At 45.7% G+C, this 19614-nt stretch carries 14 protein-coding genes; 1 reads left to right on the top strand and 13 read right to left on the bottom strand.

Annotated features, from left to right (window positions below; genetic code table 11):
• Positions 1-12 precede the first annotated feature (12 nt).
• The 13 genes from GTQ48_RS05260 to GTQ48_RS05200 form a co-directional block, all read right to left on the bottom strand.
• Entirely contained in the window at positions 13-1116 is a 1104-nt protein-coding gene (locus tag GTQ48_RS05260; protein WP_163105498.1) for a purine nucleoside permease, read from the bottom strand.
• 481 nt (positions 1117-1597) lie between these two features.
• On the bottom strand, positions 1598-4027 hold the full coding sequence (locus tag GTQ48_RS05255) for a TonB-dependent siderophore receptor (RefSeq protein ID WP_163105497.1): 2430 nt from the start codon (positions 4025-4027) through the stop codon (positions 1598-1600).
• Positions 4028-4312: 285 nt separating this feature from the next.
• Positions 4313-5713 carry a uracil-xanthine permease family protein gene (locus tag GTQ48_RS05250; protein WP_163105496.1) on the bottom strand — a complete coding sequence of 467 codons (1401 nt, stop codon included), beginning with the start codon at positions 5711-5713 and terminating at the stop codon, positions 4313-4315.
• A 400-nt stretch (positions 5714-6113) separates the two neighbouring features.
• Positions 6114-6479 carry an AraC family ligand binding domain-containing protein gene (locus GTQ48_RS05245; protein ID WP_163105495.1) on the bottom strand — a complete coding sequence of 122 codons (366 nt, stop codon included), beginning with the start codon at positions 6477-6479 and terminating at the stop codon, positions 6114-6116.
• Between the two features lie 191 nt (positions 6480-6670).
• Complete coding sequence (locus GTQ48_RS05240; protein ID WP_163105494.1) at positions 6671-7906, bottom strand: allantoate amidohydrolase; 1236 nt, start codon at positions 7904-7906, stop codon at positions 6671-6673.
• Positions 7899-9161: a pyridoxal-phosphate-dependent aminotransferase family protein gene (locus GTQ48_RS05235; RefSeq protein ID WP_163105493.1), complete on the bottom strand. Its 1263-nt coding sequence runs from the start codon at positions 9159-9161 to the stop codon at positions 7899-7901. Before GTQ48_RS05235 ends, GTQ48_RS05240 begins: the two co-directional genes overlap by 8 nt.
• Positions 9162-9173: 12 nt before the next feature.
• A complete protein-coding gene (locus GTQ48_RS05230; RefSeq protein ID WP_163105492.1) occupies positions 9174-9992 on the bottom strand; it encodes a sulfite exporter TauE/SafE family protein in 819 nt (272 codons plus the stop codon).
• Positions 9993-10235: 243 nt separating this feature from the next.
• Positions 10236-11822, bottom strand: coding sequence for a gamma-glutamyltransferase family protein (locus GTQ48_RS05225; RefSeq protein ID WP_163105736.1), 1587 nt, complete (start codon positions 11820-11822; stop codon positions 10236-10238).
• A 202-nt stretch (positions 11823-12024) separates the two neighbouring features.
• Positions 12025-13251, bottom strand: a complete 1227-nt coding sequence (locus GTQ48_RS05220; protein WP_163105491.1) for an amidase — start codon at positions 13249-13251, stop codon at positions 12025-12027.
• 192 nt (positions 13252-13443) lie between these two features.
• A complete protein-coding gene (locus GTQ48_RS05215; protein ID WP_163105490.1) occupies positions 13444-14289 on the bottom strand; it encodes a MurR/RpiR family transcriptional regulator in 846 nt (281 codons plus the stop codon).
• Positions 14290-14433: 144 nt separating this feature from the next.
• Positions 14434-15528: a DUF3080 family protein gene (locus tag GTQ48_RS05210; RefSeq protein WP_239060008.1), complete on the bottom strand. Its 1095-nt coding sequence runs from the start codon at positions 15526-15528 to the stop codon at positions 14434-14436.
• Positions 15529-15564: 36 nt separating this feature from the next.
• Positions 15565-16359 carry a pteridine reductase gene (locus tag GTQ48_RS05205; RefSeq protein WP_163105489.1) on the bottom strand — a complete coding sequence of 265 codons (795 nt, stop codon included), beginning with the start codon at positions 16357-16359 and terminating at the stop codon, positions 15565-15567.
• A gap of 23 nt (positions 16360-16382) precedes the next feature.
• Positions 16383-17276, bottom strand: a complete 894-nt coding sequence (locus GTQ48_RS05200; protein WP_163105488.1) for a fructosamine kinase family protein — start codon at positions 17274-17276, stop codon at positions 16383-16385.
• Positions 17277-17670: 394 nt separating this feature from the next.
• Between GTQ48_RS05200 and thrS the strand changes: the two genes are divergently transcribed.
• Positions 17671-19587, top strand: a complete 1917-nt coding sequence (thrS, locus tag GTQ48_RS05195) for a threonine--tRNA ligase (protein ID WP_163105487.1) — start codon at positions 17671-17673, stop codon at positions 19585-19587.
• The last annotated feature ends 27 nt before the right edge of the window (positions 19588-19614 follow it).

The raw sequence follows: 19614 nt of genomic DNA, 5'->3' as shown, positions 1-19614 counted from the left end.
GGCTACAGCACATTACTTTTCAAGAGATGGCGGTGCAGTCTTCACTTCATCCCAATGGGCAAGAATATAGTCGCTGAATTGGCTTCCCACTAAATAGGCTGATTCAATGGCACTTCTCATTGCCGCATACCCATCGCCTGAGCTTTCTTTTTCTAAATTTTCTGCTGCGGTAAGCCCCGGTGGTTGCATAGTAAAGTTGCTAGCCGTACGCAATATCACTAAGCGGTTTTTGTCTACCAGACCTGCATTGTGCAAATAGCTCATACTCTGTAGCGTTGCCGAGTCTTCCATGCCCGACGTCATAAAATTGCCCTTTGAACGAGTCCAGTAAGAAACCCAGTCATTGGCCCAAGTATTTAGCTTGTCGCCATGCCAAAACGTAGAGGCTGATAGGTGAGAGCCATAGGTAACAACAGGTTGTTGCAGCGCGTTGGGAAACCCTTGGTATTTAGAGCGCAATGCATCCATAGCAGGGGTATTCGGTAGCTCGGAATTTTTAGTAAGAGAATATGCCCACTTTGCTAAGCTTTCGTTGAGCTGATAAACCTCTCCATTTGGGCTGTCTTCAACATTAACATTTTCGGCATTTGCGTATGGTGCGTGGGTGAATAGAGGAAAGTAACCCGTGTTCCAGCTATCCGGAATTTCTCGCGCATCAATATGATGAGCAAGGTCGCCGTCTACCACATAGTCAGTCCAAACGGCACTGCCAATGGTGCTATCTAATGGGTCGATACCGGCAATGCCCGCCACTATCCAATACGCTTGTGATAAGTCAAAACGCTGGTCTAGCCCTAACGCCATAATGGCAGCTGACGCTCTGGCAATACCCATTCCTGTTACAAGACCAATGATGCCTTTTTGCTCATTTGCAAACACATCATGATGAGCATGGGGCATAGGGTAAACTGTGTCTAACGACTCCCGTTCACGCCAAAGCTGAAACTCTCCCGGTGCATCCCCAGTATCTTCTCCAATTTCAAACATACTCACAACGACCACTTTTACTTTTAACTTCGTTTGTTCATGGGCCGGTGCTGATGTAGAACTCGATGATGTCAATGATACAGTATTAGCTTGGGGGTTGGAGTTCTGTGCCAATGATATAAAGCTCATTGCGCTCAATATGCTTACAACGGTCAAGACTCTCACAGTGTTTAACACTCTCAGAGCGTTAAAGACTGTCCCAGCGTTCAAGACTGTCCCAGCGTTGAAGACTCGCGCGCCGTTCATGGCCCTCGCGCCGTTCAAGACTCTTGCGCCGTTCAAGACCCTCGCGCCGTTCAAGACTGTGTTAGCAATTGAAACGCTCAACGACAAAGTGGGTCGTAGTAGGGATGAAACGCGTAAATACATAAGTGTCTCCAATAAAAAAGGTAAACCCAGCGAACTGGGTTTATACCAGTCCGCGTAGATAGTTACCCACTCAGCGAGACTTAAAATGTTCGGAATCGCGGCGTGTTACCGCAGGTGCAGTGGTTCTACATCAAGGTGACACAACAAAGAGTACGGGCATTTTAAACTGGCCAGCGCCTTCTGAGTGGGCAATTATCTACGCGAACTGGTATCACCTTTGCTTATCGCTTAAATAACAGGATTAAAACTTGTAGGCAAACGTTGCGTTCCAGTGACGTGGTAATTCTGGCAATACAATTTGACTACCAAACAAGTCTGGGAAGTTAGCACGGAAATAACGTTCATCGGTTAAGTTCTTAACCGTCACATTAACCGTCCAATCTTCAGCTTCATAAGACAGACCAGCATTCACTAAGGTGTAAGCAGGAAGTGTAACGGCAGCAGAAAAGCCAGAGGCAACCTCTTCTACATCAACAACACTTACATTGGCTGCATATCCATTTTGAAAGTCGTATGTCGCTGTCAGGGTGTAAATATTTTCAGGTATACCTGCCTTGCGGCCGTCTGAGTTAGCAAATCCTTCACCAATAAGATTAAGGCCGATAACGTTTCCGCCAAACACGAGAGACGGATCGGTAAGGTTGACCAAATCTTCAGCGCCCAAGAATCCAAACTGATTGCCATTCTCAAGTGCAGTTAGGTTTATAACTTCAATGTTAGTGTAGCCTGCTGAAACCACAAGGTTTTCGTTAACCACCCAGCGAAGTTCAAACTCAATACCTTCGTTATTAGTCGTGTTATTGGTGACAACATTTTGCGTGTTGAAGTCTGTACGCTCTTGCTCAAAGGCAGATAGGGCAAAGTAAAGGGTGTCGTCTAAAAGCGATCCTTTAACACCATACTCAATAAGTTCTGAGGTATCAAAAGCGCCGCTAGAGCCAGGTTGGTTTAACTGACCAACGCCAATCTCTGCACCTTGACCAGCAACAAGCGTTGCCTGTTCGGCAGCGGTGAAGTAAGGAATAAGACCAAAATCAAACTCGTAGGAAATACTAGCATTCCAAGACCAACCGTCTACGGTTTCTTCTGCATAAACCGGCGTCTCATCACCCGTAGCAAAAAGTAATAAGTCGCTGCGAGAAGTACTTTCAATGTCTATCGTGTCGTAACGTAAACCTAAAACGAGGTTCAGCCCCCAATCCCAGGTTAAATCGGTCATGGCTGCGATGCCTAAATCTAGGTAATTACCGACATCGTAGTTATCGTAATTTTTACCTGAGCGAGTTGACAATAAGCGGCGGTCTAATGGAGATGAAGCCATAGTAAGGTCGCGACGATTAAAGTACTCAAAAGTAAAGTCATCACCGTGCTCAAAGTCGGTGTAGCGAATAGAAGGGGAGAACTGGAACTGCGCGAGTAAACTGTCTTTCTCGTATTCAGTAGCAAAAATTAGCTTGTCTTCTACTACCCAACTTTCGTGAAACTGAGAAAATCCATAGGCGTTTTCATTGATGTTATCGTAATAATCATAGAAAAGCTGGTTGCGAATTTCCCACTCATCGGCGTAAAAAATGGTGTCAAAATAAAGGGTAATAGCTTCGTTACCGAGTTGATCGTCAGGAGCAACGAGTACTTGGTTACCGCTTAATGTTGTTGTACCCACATTTTGAAGCTTCATCAAGTCGGTTGCTTCGTCGTCAGTAAATGCAGCAGCAGGCACGTAGAAAAAGCTATTCCCACCAATGTTTACAGCGCCGTATTCTTCATGGCTTATTTGTCCGTCGCCATCAGTATCCAATGGTAGGGCTGTACCGGTAATGTAGGTTCCATCGTCAACTAACTCTTGAGTGAGGCGATTCCAACCAGCCACCTGGTTGCCATCATAATCGTGATACATTCCGCCAAATTCAAAGCGTAGGTTATCAGTAATGTCGATATTAAAAGAGGCTTGTAAAATGGTTTGGTCGGTTTGGGTATTGTCGTAGTAGCTATCTGAATTTTCTACTTCGCCGTAAAGGTAGTAACCCATCTCTTTACCACCCACTTCAGCAGGACCGCCCACTTCAGCGGTAAGAATACTTTTGTCCCACGAACCTGCAGTGTAAGAAAGTCTACCTGTAGGAGAATCTAAGTATTGGCCCGATGACGCACGAGCAGATTTAGGGTTAAAGTTAAGGTAACCCCCAATTTTGGATGGGCCGTAAATAGGAGAAGCGGGGCCACGTACAATATCTATTCGGCTAGATGCACCAATAGGGGTAGGGTAGTTGCCTGGGTTATCAAGACGCTTAACCCCTCTAAAATAGTTTTCACCTGGTGTTCCTCGAACATCCAAAGAGCCTGCCACACCAAAGAAAGATTGTGTAAATGTACCCGGTGCAAAGGCAACCAGTTCGTCTATATCCGTGACGTTAAATCGTTCCATTTGCTCTTGTGAAATGGTTGAAGCAGAGCGAGGGGTCTCCAAGATAGACTTTCCGAATCCAAAAACCGATTCAACGTCTTGCCCTGGTAAGCTGCCCAGCGAGCCTGTAACTTCAATTTTTTCAACATCGGCTTCTTTAGGCGTTTCCTCTTGCGCAATCGCGCTGGTAGATACTGATGCCATAGCACCAATCCCAACAATGAGAGCCCGAGATAGTGGAGATAGAGCGAACGTAGTGTGTTTCATGGCTTCCTCTTTTTTTATTTTATTGAGCTCTTTTGTAGAGCTTTTTAACGCAGTTCTTGATTGCTGAAGATAGAGGAGCAGAATAAGTGCCAACTTCCTGTCCACTTAGTCTTAATGTGTAAAATATTTAAAATATTGATAAATAGAGTGTTTTTTGTCATCCTCGATAAATATAATGTTATATTTATGTAACGCTTTTTCTACTTGAGATTGAGTGCACCATTAATGGGAGTTTTGCCCGCAAATTGCACCAATAAGTGCGGGCCGATCTTCATGCGCAAGTGGCTAATTTTCATGTGCAACTGGCTGATTTTCATCGCTCTTTGAAAGATCACCACGCATTAGTACAGAAGAATCTGTATCAGTCATTTTTGGCAGGGTTAAATCTAAGGCTATTGCGGTTAATCCCGCAGAGGTGACTGGAGAGGACAGTACGTTTTTAAGCCACACGGGCAATTGGGATAGCGCTTCGGGAACCATCATCACGCCAATAGCCATACCAAGTGAGCAAGCGGTTACCAAACTGCTTCGTCTATCTAACGCGTGACTGGCTAGTAGCTTAAGCCCGCCAACCGCAACCATGGCAAACATAACCAGTGTTGCTCCTCCTAACACAGGCTTTGGAATGGCTTGAAGTATGCCGCCAACAACAGGAAAAAAACCTACAGCGACAAATAGACCAGCAACATAAAACCCTACTTTTCTACTAGCGATGCCGGTTAGCTGAATAACCCCATTATTTTGACCAAATGTAGTATTTGGGAACGTGTTAAATGTACCTGCTAGCAGTGAGCTTATGCCGTCACCGAGAATCCCACCCTTAATTCGAGCAAGATAAAGCGGCCCGCTTGTGGGTTGCTTACAAAAAAGACTATTGGCAGTGAGATCGCCCGCGGTTTCGATAGCACTAAAGAGATAAATGAGTGCGATAGGCAAAAACAGTGAAATGTCGAAGTCGATACCAAATGCGAAGGGTTTTGGAATGGCGATAACCGGCAAAACCGATAAATGTTGAAGGTTTATGCCATGAGTAAATGCAATATAAAGCGTTCCTAAAAACATACCGATAAAAATAGCTGACAATCTAAGCCAGTGATTAGACGAGGCGTTACAAAAAACAATAACAAGTAAAACCGCGGCTCCAACGCCTAAATTAGATACATTACCAAACCCCTCAGCGTTGAACCCACCTGCCAAATCCGTCATACCCACGTTGATTAACGACAACCCAATTGCCGTAATAACAATCCCCGTGGTGAGTGGCGTAATAATGCGTTTTAGCTGGGAAATAAATAAGCTAAATACAATTTCAACCACCGCGCCAGCCATGGTAAGCCCGAACAATAGGGCAAGAATATCCTCAGGCGAGCCGCCATTATTTTTCACTTGGTTACCAGCAAGTAACAGGGCGCTGATAAATGCAAAACTAGTTCCCTGAATAGCCACGAGACCGCTGCCAATAGGGCCAATTCGTTTCGTTTGAACCGCCGTACCAATACCACTTACAAACAAAGCCATACTAATGAGATAGGGAGTGTATTCTGCTAACTCTAATGTTGAAGCGATAATAAGCGTAGGTGTAATTACGCCTACAAAGCTGGCTAACATATGTTGAAAGGCAGCGATAAGTGACGTGAGTGCACTAGGCTTGTCGTGAAGATTAAAAAGTAGATCGCTATTGTGCATTATATTTCCAAATGAATCGTGCTTCGTACTCGCGCTTCTTACTCAAGAGCGAGCAACAAAAGTGAGCAATAAAAAGTGAGCAACAAAAAGTAAGTAGAATAAAAAGTAAGTAGAATAAAAAGTAAGTAGAATAAAAAGTAAATAAAGCAATTAGCTGACCAATTGGTCATTGTTATTCTCGAATTTATATCTATTTAAGTAACTGAAAAGTAAATGTAAAAATAAGATGTGAGGAAAGCTGTGAAAACGGGGAGGGGAATGTGCACTTTAGCTGTGCAACTGAGTGGTAATAGTGCAAAAAAAAATGACCCTGAGGTCATTTTAAAGTGTCTGTATGAGGGCAGTTGACTTTTTCTGCACAGATGAACAGTAAAGATCAATCCGCCCTAATTCGAACATCTCAAAACGTAGTGTCATCGTCTAGGGTGACAAAGATAGAATGCCGTACTTCATTGAATAACGCTTTTGAGCAATGTCCTTGTCCTTCGGTATCTTCAAGAAGCAATACGTCGCCCGCTCCTAATACTCGGCTTTCCCCATTTGAAACAGTGAATTCAGCGCGACCTTTAATGATAAACAATAGCTGTCTGGCGGGGGCAGGGTGCCATTTAAAATCATAGTCGGCAGGCGTTTCTCGAAATATTATTTTATCAACCCCAAACTTTTCAGAAAGTCGCCCAATGGGGCCGCCGTCTTTAAGGTCGACATGGGCTTCACCAAAGTGGCTTTTCCCTTCGTCATCGTTATAAATTCTGCTTATTTTCATTAGCCCTTTCCCTTTATCTTTTGAACTATTAATCTTTACTTTTAAAGCCTGTGAGCGCTGCAACTCTGAAGTCCGAAGCCCGGCCCTGAGGATCGGTTCTCAAGAACGACCCTGATGAATGACTCTTAAGAATAGCCCTTAATAACGGCTACGAATTGCAGCACTGAAGTGCACAAGCGCCACTGGGGGCGCTAGGCATGCTGAAGGTTTTCGATGCTTTTGAATAACACCGATAAACTTGCCTCTACGTCACTTTCCTTTATTGACTCACCAGGGTGATGGCTAATGCCGCCTTTACAGCGGGTGAATAGCATAGCTACTGGGCATATATCAGCCATTGCCATAGCGTCATGCCCCGCGCCGGATGCCAATATTCTTGGCTTTATGTCGCTCAGTTCAACCCCACGCACTAAGGCTTGCTTTAGGTCTTCGTCGCACTGCACTGCAGGAGCAGCGTGAGTTTGCTCTACACTTAGCTTTACATTTCGCTTCGCGCCAATCTCGCCAAATTGCTGCATTATTTCTGCTAATGCCTCATCTCGCAGCGTGTCATCCTCACTTCTCACATCTAGTGAGAAGAGCGTTCTTCCCGATATCACGTTTACACCGTTTGGCATGTTATCTATCTTGCCCACGGTTGCGACAACACCTGGTCGCTGATGGCTTGTGCGCTCTACCGCCAAAATCATTTCTGCGCTGGCAGCAAGGGCATCGTAACGCATAGACATAGGTACGGTTCCAGCGTGACCGGCCACTCCTTCAATGGTAATAGTAAAACGCTTTGCGCCGGCAATGGCACTCACCACGCCTACAGGCAGATTCTCTTGTTCAAGAACCGGGCCTTGCTCTATGTGAAGTTCTAAGTAGCCTAATATATCAGTAGGTGAAATACTGGCGCTGGACACTTCATCAAAATGAAGTCCAAATTGCTCCATTGCTTCGGCTAAACTCATGCCGTTTTCATCTTTTAAATGACGCCAGCTTTCTTGCCAATTTCCTGTCAGGGCACGACTGCCTAAAAGCGTTGTGCCAAAGCGTGTACCTTCCTCATCGCAAAAGCCCACAATGTCAATGTGGAAAGGAAATTTACGCTGTAGACCGTCGAACATGGCAACCATTGAAATAGCGGCAACCACGCCTAGCATACCGTCGTATTTTCCGCCGTTTGGTACGGTATCTAAATGGCTGCCTAAAATAAGGCGAGGGGCATTCGGCACTGTTGACGTATAGTGGCCCCAAATATTGCCAACGGCGTCTTGCCAGGTGGTCATTCCCGCTTCAATCATCCAACCAGAAGCGAGTTGATTGGCAAGCCTGTGTTGCTCACTGAGGTAGCGTCTATCTAGGCAGTTGGGGTTTTGACTTAGCGTGCCTAGTATTTCACATCGCGCCATTACCTGTGTAGCTAGTTCAGCGAACTCACTCATTCGCGCTACCCGCCTTGTTAACTGCATTCTTTGCTTGGGTATATACGCTAAGTGCGGCTTCAACGCCCGCACCAGCAGGGCAGTGATGCCCCTGCATGCGAAGTACGGTTTCTAGTGACTGCAACGTATGAAGCACGGCGTCTTCGCGGGCGTTGTAGCCCATTGTGCCAATACGCCAAATCTTCCCTTTTAATGGCCCAAAGCTGGTGCCAATTTCAATGTTAAAACGCAGCAATAGGGTTTCTCGAACCTCTTCACCTTCAACATCATCTGGAATGTACACACCCACCACGTTATACATTTTGTGCCTTAAGTCACCAAAAGGAGCCAGCCCCATTGCTTGAATGCCTGCAAGCATGGCGTCACCCGCCACTTTATGACGAGCAATAACCTGTTGCTGACCTTCTTCTAAGTGCACTCGGGCGCACTCTCTCGCGCAGTACAGCATGCTGGCGGCTTCGGTATGGTGATTGAGGCGCTCATCACCCCAATAATCCATGATCATTGGCAAGTCGAAGTAGTTAGAGCGAATTTTAGGGCCTGTTGCCGCCTGGTGGTGGGCATCGCGAATGCCCGCTTCAACGTGATGACGAGTGCGAACGGTTTTGACAAACTTGTCGCTAAGGGTAATAGGCGCACTGCCAGATGGGCCGCCTAAACACTTTTGTAGACCTACTGATACTGCATCGAGTTTCCAAGCGTCTACCTCTAGCGGGTTTCCGCCAATTGATGCAGTGGCGTCACAGTAAAAAAGCACGTCGTGGGCTTCACAAATTGCGCCAATGTCAGCCAGAGGCTGTAGCATGGTGGTGGAAGTATCACCTTGCACAGTGGCCAGTAATTTTGGTTTAACTGATTTGATCGCCGTTTCTATTTGTTCAGGGGTAAAGACTTCTCCCCACGGCACTTCAATGGTATGTACTTCGGCATCGGCACGTTCAGCAATCTCAGCCAATAGGTGGCCAAAGCGGCCAAAAATAGGAATAAGTACTTTATCACCGGGCTCAATAGCCGACACGAGCACGGCTTCAATACCTGCACGTGAGGTGCCGTCTACCAAAAACGTTTGCTGATTTTTAGTATTAAACACATCGCGATACAAGGCCATAGTTTCGTTCATGTAGCCCGTCATTACAGGGTCGTATTGGCCCACTAGCTGTGTTGCCATTGCCGATAGCACCCGCGGGTAACAGTTAATGGGCCCTGGGCCCATAAGAAGACGAGGTGGAGGAGAAAGCGGTGTAAAACCTTGCATAAAAGAAAACTCCTAAATGAGTACCTGCGCAAGCATGCGCAGGCCTGTAATGATAAGAACGACGGCAAATATTTTTTTGAGCAGTCCAGCATCTAGCTTACTGGCAATGTTTGCACCAATAGGCGCAAAAAGAACGGTAAGTGGCACAATGCAGGCAAAGCCAAGCAGGTTAACGTAACCGTAGGTTGCAAATGGTGCATCAGGTGGTGTTGTGCCCACAAACAGCAGCGTAATAGCCGCTGGCAGTGAAATAATCAGCCCCACAGCGGCGGCAGTGCCTACGGCTTTGTGCGCGGGGTAATTGCAAAAGGTAAGGGTTGGTACGGTAAGTGTTCCACCGCCAATACCCACCATAGAGCTAAATAAACCGATGCAGGTGGCCATGACTGATTGCCCGCCCTTACCAGGTAGGCTGTTGAATAAGGCTTCTTTTCTGCCAATTAGCATGTTTATTGCCGATAACGTGGCGATAACGCCAAACATTAATGTTAATAAGGTGGGGTTAACTGCGGTAACGGCATAGCTTCCCACAAGAACACCAACAAGTATAAACAGCGCCCATGATTTAAGCAGGGCAAAGTCTACATTACCCTTGCCATGGTGGGCTTTAATTGAGCTCAGCGAGGTTGGCACTATGGTAGCTAACGAGGTAGCGGTAGCAATAACCATGGCGCTTTCTGAGGATACACCAAGTGCCTGAAACAAGAAAAAGAGTACAGGCACAATAACGATGCCGCCCCCAACGCCGAGCAAGCCTGCTAGTAATCCGGCAAAAACGCCGGTGCCAATTAACGATAAAATTACCGTTATGTTATCCATTAAAAACTGCATGTTTGTGTTATCTCTTATTAATCTAAATTTTATGCGCTTAATTTTATACGCTAATGCCGATGTGCGTTTGTCGCTGCGCTATACCGAGCTGTTATATAAAAGCTGGGTAAAAGTCCGGGTAGCGTGCCGGATAAATGGCCATTGAAAGGCCCGTATAATATGCTGCTATTAGTAACGGCCTTGAAAAAAAGTATTAAGCAGCGGCCGTAAATAACTGCTACAAATAACCGCTAAAACTAACTGCTACACATTGCCCAGATAGACTTTGCCGTCGCTGCGCGGATCGCTTGCCCCAGTTACATCACCTGTTTCTTGACGAATAATAGCGCCAGCATGGCCCATTAATTCATTACATGGGTCTACGGTTACTAAGTCGTGGCCGCGAGCCACTAAACTTTCACCTACGTATTCAACAAGGTCACGCTCGGCTTTTAAATTATGGCTTTCATCACCCCAGGTGCGACCTAATAACCATCGACCCAGCCATATCGCTTTGTCGATTGGCTGATTGTGGTAGACGTGGCGGGCGAAAAGCGCGGCTTGAGTTTGTGGCTGACCTTCACCGCCCATAGTGCCGTAACTCATGCGGCGACCGTCGCTAAGCTCTGCAAACGCAGGGTTTAGTGTATGAAATGGCTTTAGCCCTGGCGCTAAATATTGATTGCTTGATGGGTCTAGCGAAAACGAAGTTCCGCGGTTATTCCACACAATACCGGTTTGCGGGCTTACAATGCCCGAACCAAACTCCCAATAAAGCGACTGAATGTAGCTCACCATGCGGCCTTCACTATCGCAGCAACCCATCCAGATTGTATCGCCAGGCTTAGCCACATGAGGCCAAGGTTGTGCTGTATCTAACGAAATATGGTGTGCCATTTCATTTAACGACTCATCTGTAAGTAGCTGTTGTAAATCAACTGGCGTACGAGATGGGTCGGTCACATTGTTGTTGCGTGCAATAAACGCTTGCTTAGTGCATTCGATAAGTAGGTGCACCATGTCAGCATCGCTGCTGCCCAAGTGCTGTACTTTATCGTAAAGCGCTAGAATAATTAGTGATGCAACACCTTGGGTTGGAGCCGGTAAATTATAGAGTTTACCTTTTGACGTAGTAACACTTAGCGGGGTTACCCGCTGCGCCTTATAGTTCTCAAAGTCTTCTAAGCGAATAGGAGAACCAGCTGCTTCTAAATCAGCGGCTAACTTTTGCGCCAACTCACCGTGGTAAAAGTCGTCTAGGCCTTTTTCTGCCAAATGAGCGAGGGTTTTTGAAAGGGCTGTTAGCTTAAGGATTTTTCCCTTTTTAAGTGCCTTGCCTTTAATCAAAAATTGATCAAAATTTTCATCACCGGCGAGGTCATCAAAGGTTTTGTTACTTGCATCGGTTAAGCTTTGAGTAACTTCAATTCCCCAGTTAGCTTGGCTTATAGCTGTATCTAGTAAGGTGGTAAGCGGAAGGCCTGCTTTGCCACCCTGCCACTCTTTACTTATTTTTAGTGCTTCGCTCCAGCCCGCTACCGCGCCTGCCATTGTGAGCGCAGACATACCGCCGCGACTTGGAATAGCATCATGGTTTTTATAAAATGACGGGGTGGCACCTTTTGCGGCAACACCTGACGCATCAATACCCACCGGTGCTTTACCGGGCTCGCTGATAAGCCAAAAGCCGTCGCCGCCAAGACCGTTCATATGAGGGTATTCCACGGCAATTGACGCTGCCGCAGCTACCATAGCTTCAATGGCCGTGCCGCCTTTTTCCAAAATGTTCAAACCTACCTGAGATGCCGCAAAATGCGGGGCGGTAAATGCAATATTAGATTTTTTTGTCATCATTCTTTCCTTTGATTTCAGGCATCGCGTGCTTCGACATTCACATAGTGAGTTTTTTATTGTGCATGCACTTGTTGCTATGTGTTTGTACCTGTTGTGTTAGCAAAGTGAGTTTTTATGGAGTAATGCTTTGCTAACGGCTCTTTAGTTTTCCCGCTCACGACTTTCAAATTGTTTCGCTAACGGCTCTTTAGTTTTCCCGCTAACGGCTTTCTAATTTCCTAGCTAACGCTAGAAGCGCAAGGTCGTTGCCTTTTTTGCCTATAAACGATAATCCGCAAGGGGCGTTGTGTAGCGTAAATAACGGCAAATGAAGCTGTGGTAACCCGGCTAATCCCGCAAGAGAAGTTAACGCGAGGAGTGAATTTCTATCATTTGCCAATGTGGTACTGTCGGCATCACATCGAGGTGCAATGCCTGGCGTAGTGGGTATTACCAATACATCGATATCTTGAAACAGTACTTCAAGGTGTGTAACCAGGTTGTGTTGCTGCAGCCTTGCAAAGGCCACTTGCTCGTTTGTTATGGTTTTACACCACAACAAGCGAGACATAATATCTTCTGCAATATCTGGCTTTTCTTCTTCTATCCACTGACCGTGCTGCTGCCAAATTTCATTGCCTTGCAATACTCTAAATGTGGCAGCGGTATTCATAGCAGCTAGGTCGAGCTTGTCAGAAAAGATATCCCTGGTGTTAACGTGCGGACGAAGGTTTTCTTCTATCCATGCGTTGCATAGCTCTTTGTGAAGGGCACTGTTAAACAAATTATGAGCGATGCCAAAGCGAGGCTCGCCTGTAATATCACGTTGGGTGTGTGCTGGAATACACACTTTGCTTACCAATTCAAAGGTGGCTAAGTCTCGCGTCATCCAACCCACGGTGTCGAAAGAAGGCGCCAGGGCGACCATCTTATCGCACTCGATAATGCCGTGGGTTGTTCTCATGCCCCACAGCCCTTGATAACTGGCAGGAACTCGAATAGAGCCGCCGGTGTCGGTGCCTAAACCGATGTCTGCTAGTCTGCTGCTAACCGCAACCGCAGAGCCAGATGATGACCCGCCTGGAATATGCTCGACAGCCGCTGGGTTGGTAAGCACAGGAAAGTGCTTGTTTTGCCCGTGTAGGCTATAGGCAAGCTCATCGGTAATTGTTTTACCTTTGAACACTGCACCAGCGTTTAGCAGTGCCTTTACTGTGCTGTTCGTCTCAATTGTATTATTTTTACGAGCATTTACATGCGACTTCAAATAGTCAGGGTTGCCTGCACCTGTTGGCAGGTTAGCCATATGAAATAAGTCTTTCACCGCCAGCCCTAAATGTTCAAGAGGACCCTTAGAGGAACCCTCTAGGGCGAACTGGGGCTTTTCTTCATTAATAGGTGGCGTTAATACAAAAGGAGAGTTCACTGCGTGTTTCGTTATAGTCATTATAATTTTTCGATACCCTATGAAACAATCGTTTCAAAATAATGTCAAGAGAAACGGTTGTTCCTTCAGCGCTGAGTCAGGATTTTAATTGAGGCAATTTGCAACGTGCTTATTCAAGCCACTTTTTTGTAAAAGCGCGGGATGAAAAGCGAAAGAGAAAAAAGCGAGTGATAAAAAAGGGAGAGCTTCCTCTTAGCGCTCGGAGTCTTCTAATTCATCCATTTGCTTGTAAATTTCAGTAATGACATCAACCCGCTTAGAGGCCGTTAGGCCAAGTTTGGTATACGTTAAGTTACACAGCGTGGCAACCAGGCTCATTGGTGCAGCATAGCTGTCGAAGGGGGCATCACTGCCAATATGCGATACCAAAAGGTGGTCGACAAAGTGTTTATAGCCCTGACCAGTGGGATCGGTAATCAACACGGTTTTGCAGTGCTTGATGTTCTCGAGCACAAACTTGAACTGGCGAGTGCGACGGCGAAAGCCAAACAAAACCACCACGTCTTTATCAGTAAGGTCGATAATATCTTCACTGAGTGTCTGTCCGGGCAGAGGAAGCACTCGAACTGAAGCTCGTATTTGTTTTAACTGTTGGCGAAAGTGAAGGGCAATAGGGTAGGCGTTTCGAAACCCAATCAGTGTGACTTGCCCAGCATTGGCCAGCAATGTAGCAATAGAGTTTAGCTCTTCAACAGCGATACCATCAAAACTTGCCGCTAGGTTTTGTACTTCACTATCGAAATGGTGTTTTTCATTGTTATCTGAGGCAATAGGTACGCCTTGTTCTCGCAGTGTGGTGAGCGAGGCTCTGGCTTGCTGGTGGGATTCAAAGCCAACCTGGCGGAAGAACCGGCTTACCGTGGCTTTGGATGTACCTACATTTTCCGCAATCAGCGATGTTGACTGCGATAGCACTGCAATTGGATTTTTCTGAAGATAGTGCGCTATTGCCTTACCCGCGGGAGACAGCGTTGCATAATGCTGTGCTATTTGCTCTAAGACGTCGTTTTGGCTTTTATCCGCTCTTTTTTTAGTCATGGTCTTTTTTGCAACAGCTCATCAGCGCGAACGCCATTTTTTAGAAATAGTGATTTGATAAGAGTATTCCATGATTCCAATTGCTTATGCAATTTATAACAGAGTATGGCGGTATATTGAGTAAAGCCCCTCTTCAAAGAACATTTACGCCACCGGCGATAAATTACAGCGACCTAAAAACTGCTGCCACATAGAAACATGTTCCTGCATGGCGTTGCTATAAGTAGCAAATCCTATGTTAGCTTGTTGGTTAATATAGCGCTTAAATGAACTGTGAAGCACCGGGTTGTCTTGCCACTTTTCCCACAGCGGCATCAATTTGTAGTGGTAGTTGTTTACCAAACTGCCCACGGGCTGAATTTCTTCAATAAAAAACAAATAAAACACATTACGAAGAATTTTGGCGGTATCACTCGCGCGACCTTCGGGGCAAGCAATGGCATTGAGTTGAGGGGCAAGAGACTCTGTGAGCTTTGGTAAAGTAGTGGCAAGGGTTTGCTGCGTTTGCCATAAACTCGCCGGGAGTCGCGAAGAAAGAATTATCTTTAGCTGTGCTTCTAACTCGCTGCTATCAATACTTTGGCTTAACGCCGCGGGGGCTAATAGCTCATCCAGAAAATATAAGCTGTTAATACTCGCTAACGCATCTTTGTTGTTCTCAGTGGCAAGGAGGCGCTCAGGGCTATTTAAACCTAAACGCAACTCTTTACTGGTTTGGATAAGGTTTGCCCAGCTTTGCGTGTAGTCAGCCTCTTTTGCTTTCTTCCAAGCGGCCAGCGTATCGGCTAGCTTTGTGTCAGTTTCTCTCAGTGAATTTTCACAGGCTGAAAATACAGACAGTAGCTTACTCTCATATACCAAGCGCTGAGAGGGCAGCTGGCTTTTGCCAAGGGAGGTGTTTCTTTCAGCAACTACTCGGCCAAGCTCACAGTCTTGTATAGCGTAGAACTCCCGTAAGTTTATGCTCAGCCCTTCAATGTTGTACTTTAATTGCGAGCCGTCTATCAGTTTTGGCAGCGGTTTCACAACCGTCGCAGGCAATGGAGTGTCTAATACTCGAGAAAGCCGGCCCTGATAATCGTCAAGGCTCTCTTTTACCGTTTCTTGCCCAAAACACCCTGATAGCAAAACGATGGCGATTGCACCGACCGCATACCGCCAAGCCGATGTGAAAGTTGGCGTGTAAGGCAAAGCGCGTGCAAAAGAATTAGCGCTTGTAAAAAGTTGAAACTTCATCATAGATTGGGCGTCTCCTTTTAATTGAGCTCTTTCGCTTTATATTTCAGCGCTGGTATAAAGGCTTCGGCCGCCATCTACATAGATAATTTGCCCTGTTATATAAGGCGCAGAAACAAGAAACATCAGCGTTTCTGCAATATCTTCTGGGTTTCCAAGTTGGCGAAGTGGAACGCTGTCGAGTAAACGCTTTTTATCTTGTTCGTTCATCTCCCGCTCTGGCCACAGTATAGCGCCGGGCGCAATACCATTTACCCGCACATTTGGTGCAAGATCTATCGCCATAGAGCGCGTGAGTGATGCCAACCCAGCCTTTGCCAATAGGTACACACTGTGTTTAGGCAGCGGCCTATCAATGTGTATATCTATCATATTGATAACGCTGCCTTTACTGTTTGTCAGTGCTGGTGTTAATGCTTGAGACAAAAATAAGGGGCCTTTCACATTGCTACCCACTAATGAAGACCAGTCTTCTTCAGTAATTTCGCCAAGGGGCGTGGGATAAAAACTCGATGCATTGTTAACCAGCAAATCTAAACGACCCCAGATAGCCACTGACTGCTCAGCTAAACTTTGTACGCTGTCTTTGTCGCATAGATCGCCCTGAAGGCAGGCAGCAGAATTTTCGCGAGATTGATTGAGTTCGTTAACTAAGGCATTTGCCTCATTTGAAGATGTTGAGAAATGAATGATGACTGCATATCCACTTGCGTGAAGTCGACGAGCTATTGTCGCGCCGATGCGTTTTGCAGCGCCGGTTACCAATACAACAGGCGTTACGCTTTCCTTGTTAACATTGTTGGCTGCAAACGCATCAAGGCCGTTGTCTTCCATAAAAACTCACTTTTGTATTTACGCTATGCGTATTTCGTACGCTGAATATCGCTAATAATGTCTTTTGCTTGAACGATATAATGAGCGCCGAATAATAACCCGTGGTTTAAAATATGGTAAAGCTGATAGATTGGTTTTCTTTGAATGTAATTTTTTTCAATGGGGGAGGTATTGTTATAGCCTTTAAAAAAAATATCGGGGAAGCCACCAAACAACTCTGCCATAGCCAGATCTGTTTCTGCATCACCCACATAAACAGCAGGGTCGTATATTACCGGGCCTTTCGCAGTAAAGCCTACATTACCCTGCCATAAGTCTCCATGCAGTAGTGAAGGGGGGGGCTGGTGTAAGCTAAGCACATTGCGAGCGTATTCAACAATATCATCGGCGTTGCCATCACTTTTTTGCCATACATTGCTGGCAATCAAGCGCTCAAACATGCTTCCTAGTCGCTGTTCAGCAAAAAAATCAGCCCAAGACGCCGCGCGCCCATTAGTTTGAACACTTAAACCAATAAAATTATCGTGTGGCCAGCCATAGCTTGTATGTGCATTTACGCTATGCAGCTGCGCAAGTTTTTCTCCCAACACAAAATAGCTGTTCAAATCAGGCGTAACAAAACGGCAGTGGCATAACACTAAATATTCCATATTGGGTGTTTCGTTTTTGGTAACTCCGTGGCAAATAACCTTGGGCACCAAAATTGTGTTGGTTTGTGAAAGCGCTTCTAACCCTTCAGCCTCATGAAATAGCTGCTGTGTATCATCGTACAGCCGTGTTTTGACAAAGTATCGATGGCGTTCATCCTTGATAATAAAACATGCGTGAGTATGGCCACCTGTTACGGGCTCTGCGCGCTGGCAATTAAAAAATTGACCTGTTGCTTCAGAAATATGTTCGCTGATGAAATGCCACATAACACACCTGTGGTTATATTTTGAACAGAGTTAAAGTATGGAGCAAATCACAAAAAATGCACGGTTAATGGCAAGAGTCTTTACGGAGAAGCACTTAAATTAAGCGATTGAATGTCAATTAGTTGATGAAACCTGTTTTCATCATTGAAGTTGTGCATACACTCGTTATAATCGCCAATCGAAATCATATTAATAATTCAACGTTGTGCATAATTTTTGTACTTTGCTTTACTCTTTTGACGCTGCGGTTTGTGAGTGACATAGCCTGGCGTAAAATTGATGGTGCAAGCGGGATAAACACGAACGTTGGAGAAATACGAATAGCGTATTCCACGCTCAAACTTTAAATATGCAAGTGGCGCAGAGTAGGCGTCACCACTGTAAAGGAACATTCATGCCTGTAATTACCCTTCCTGATGGAAGCCAACGTGCTTTCGACAACCCTGTTTCTGTACTTGACGTTGCAAACGACATTGGCCCTGGTTTAGCCAAAGCAACGATTGCCGGAAAAGTAAACGGCGAGCTTGTTGACGCAGTTGACATGATAGATGCTGACGCACAACTTCAAATTATTACCGCAAAAGACGACGATGGCCTAGATATTCTGCGCCACAGCTGTGCTCACCTGTTAGGCCACGCCATTAAGCAGCTATGGCCAAACACGAAAATGGCCATTGGACCTATTATCGACAACGGGTTTTACTACGATGTTGATATGGAAGAAAGCCTGACTCAGGAAGATTTAGCCAAGCTTGAAAAGCGTATGCTAGAGCTTGCCAAAACAAACTACAACGTTGTAAAAAACAAAGTAAGTTGGCAAGAGGCTCGCGATGCTTTTGCAGAGCGTGGTGAAGACTACAAAATTGAAATTCTTGATGAAAACATCAGCAAGGATGACCGCCCAGCACTGTATATTCACGAAGAATATACCGACATGTGCCGTGGCCCTCATGTACCAAATATGAAGTTTTGCCATCACTTTAAGCTGATGAAAGTAGCTGGTGCCTACTGGCGCGGCGACAGCGATAACAAAATGCTGCAGCGTATTTACGGCACAGCATGGGCAGACAAAAAACAATTGAAGTCGTACTTACAACGACTTGAAGAAGCTGAAAAGCGCGACCACCGTAAAATTGGTAAAGCACTAAACTTATTCCATTGGCAAGAAGAAGCGCCAGGTATGGTGTTTTGGCACAATGACGGTTGGTCTATATACACCGAGTTAGAAAGTTTCATTCGCACAAAACTTCGCCAATACAACTACGACGAAGTGAAAGGCCCATTAATGATGGACCGCAGCTTGTGGGAAAAAAGTGGACACTGGGACAAGTACGCAGAAAACATGTTTACTACTGAGTCGGAAAAGCGCGAGTACGCGGTTAAACCGATGAACTGCCCAGGTCACGTTCAAATATTTAACCAAGGCCTTAAGTCGTATCGCGATTTGCCGCTGCGTATGGCTGAATTTGGTTGTTGCCACCGCAACGAGCCATCAGGCGCACTGCACGGCTTAATGCGAGTTCGTGGGTTTACCCAAGACGATGCCCATATTTTTTGTACAGAAGAGCAGATCTTAGAAGAGGTTAGCGGCTGTATAAGAATGGTGTATGAGACCTACGCAGCATTTGGCTTCGACAAAGTGGCAGTGAAATTGTCTACTCGACCTGAAAAGCGAGTAGGAGCTGATGAAATTTGGGATAAGTCGGAGGCAGCACTAGCTGAAGCACTAAAAGCCAATGATATTGAATTTGAATATCAACCGGGCGAAGGTGCGTTCTACGGCCCTAAAATTGAATTTACTTTGCACGATTGTCTAGACAGAGCATGGCAATGTGGTACTGTGCAGCTCGATTTCTCTATGCCTGGTCGTTTAGGGTCTACTTACGTTGCTGAAGATGGCGAACGAAAAGTACCTGTAATGATCCACAGAGCGATTTTGGGTTCGTTAGAGCGTTTCATCGGTATACTTACCGAAGAGTTTGCCGGTTTTTACCCGTTATGGTTAGCACCACAACAGGTGGTAGTAATGAATATTACTGACAAACAGGCAGATTATGCGAAAGATTGTGTAAAAAAACTGCACGATTTAGGGTTTAGAGCAAAGTCTGACTTGAGAAATGAGAAGATTGGCTTTAAAATCCGAGAGCACACGCTTAAGCGTATCCCATATATGCTAGTAGTAGGCGATAAAGAAATGGAATCGGGCGAAGTAGCAGTACGCTCACGTCGCGGCGATGACCTAGGCAAAATGAGCCTGGAAGACTTTATTGCCATGTCTCAACAAGAAGTTATGGCAAAGACCATTAAGTAGTTGAGCAAAATTTGTGTATAATGCACA

It is taken from the genome of Alteromonas genovensis, assembly GCF_010500895.1.
Taxonomy (GTDB): domain Bacteria; phylum Pseudomonadota; class Gammaproteobacteria; order Enterobacterales; family Alteromonadaceae; genus Alteromonas; species Alteromonas genovensis.
This window is presented reverse-complemented; position numbering and strand designations above follow the sequence as displayed.

Coding starts and splice junctions, on each gene's coding strand:
- GTQ48_RS05260 (WP_163105498.1), bottom strand. CDS start 1,116: ATGAGCTTTATATCATTGGCACAGAACTCCAACCCCCAAGCTAATACT.
- GTQ48_RS05255 (WP_163105497.1), bottom strand. CDS start 4,027: ATGAAACACACTACGTTCGCTCTATCTCCACTATCTCGGGCTCTCATT.
- GTQ48_RS05205 (WP_163105489.1), bottom strand. CDS start 16,359: ATGGAAGACAACGGCCTTGATGCGTTTGCAGCCAACAATGTTAACAAG.
- GTQ48_RS05225 (WP_163105736.1), bottom strand. CDS start 11,822: ATGACAAAAAAATCTAATATTGCATTTACCGCCCCGCATTTTGCGGCA.
- GTQ48_RS05230 (WP_163105492.1), bottom strand. CDS start 9,992: ATGCAGTTTTTAATGGATAACATAACGGTAATTTTATCGTTAATTGGC.
- GTQ48_RS05250 (WP_163105496.1), bottom strand. CDS start 5,713: ATGCACAATAGCGATCTACTTTTTAATCTTCACGACAAGCCTAGTGCA.
- GTQ48_RS05240 (WP_163105494.1), bottom strand. CDS start 7,906: ATGAGTGAGTTCGCTGAACTAGCTACACAGGTAATGGCGCGATGTGAA.
- thrS (WP_163105487.1), top strand. CDS start 17,671: ATGCCTGTAATTACCCTTCCTGATGGAAGCCAACGTGCTTTCGACAAC.
- GTQ48_RS05200 (WP_163105488.1), bottom strand. CDS start 17,276: ATGTGGCATTTCATCAGCGAACATATTTCTGAAGCAACAGGTCAATTT.
- GTQ48_RS05235 (WP_163105493.1), bottom strand. CDS start 9,161: ATGCAAGGTTTTACACCGCTTTCTCCTCCACCTCGTCTTCTTATGGGC.
- GTQ48_RS05245 (WP_163105495.1), bottom strand. CDS start 6,479: ATGAAAATAAGCAGAATTTATAACGATGACGAAGGGAAAAGCCACTTT.
- GTQ48_RS05210 (WP_239060008.1), bottom strand. CDS start 15,528: ATGATGAAGTTTCAACTTTTTACAAGCGCTAATTCTTTTGCACGCGCT.
- GTQ48_RS05220 (WP_163105491.1), bottom strand. CDS start 13,251: ATGACTATAACGAAACACGCAGTGAACTCTCCTTTTGTATTAACGCCA.
- GTQ48_RS05215 (WP_163105490.1), bottom strand. CDS start 14,289: ATGACTAAAAAAAGAGCGGATAAAAGCCAAAACGACGTCTTAGAGCAA.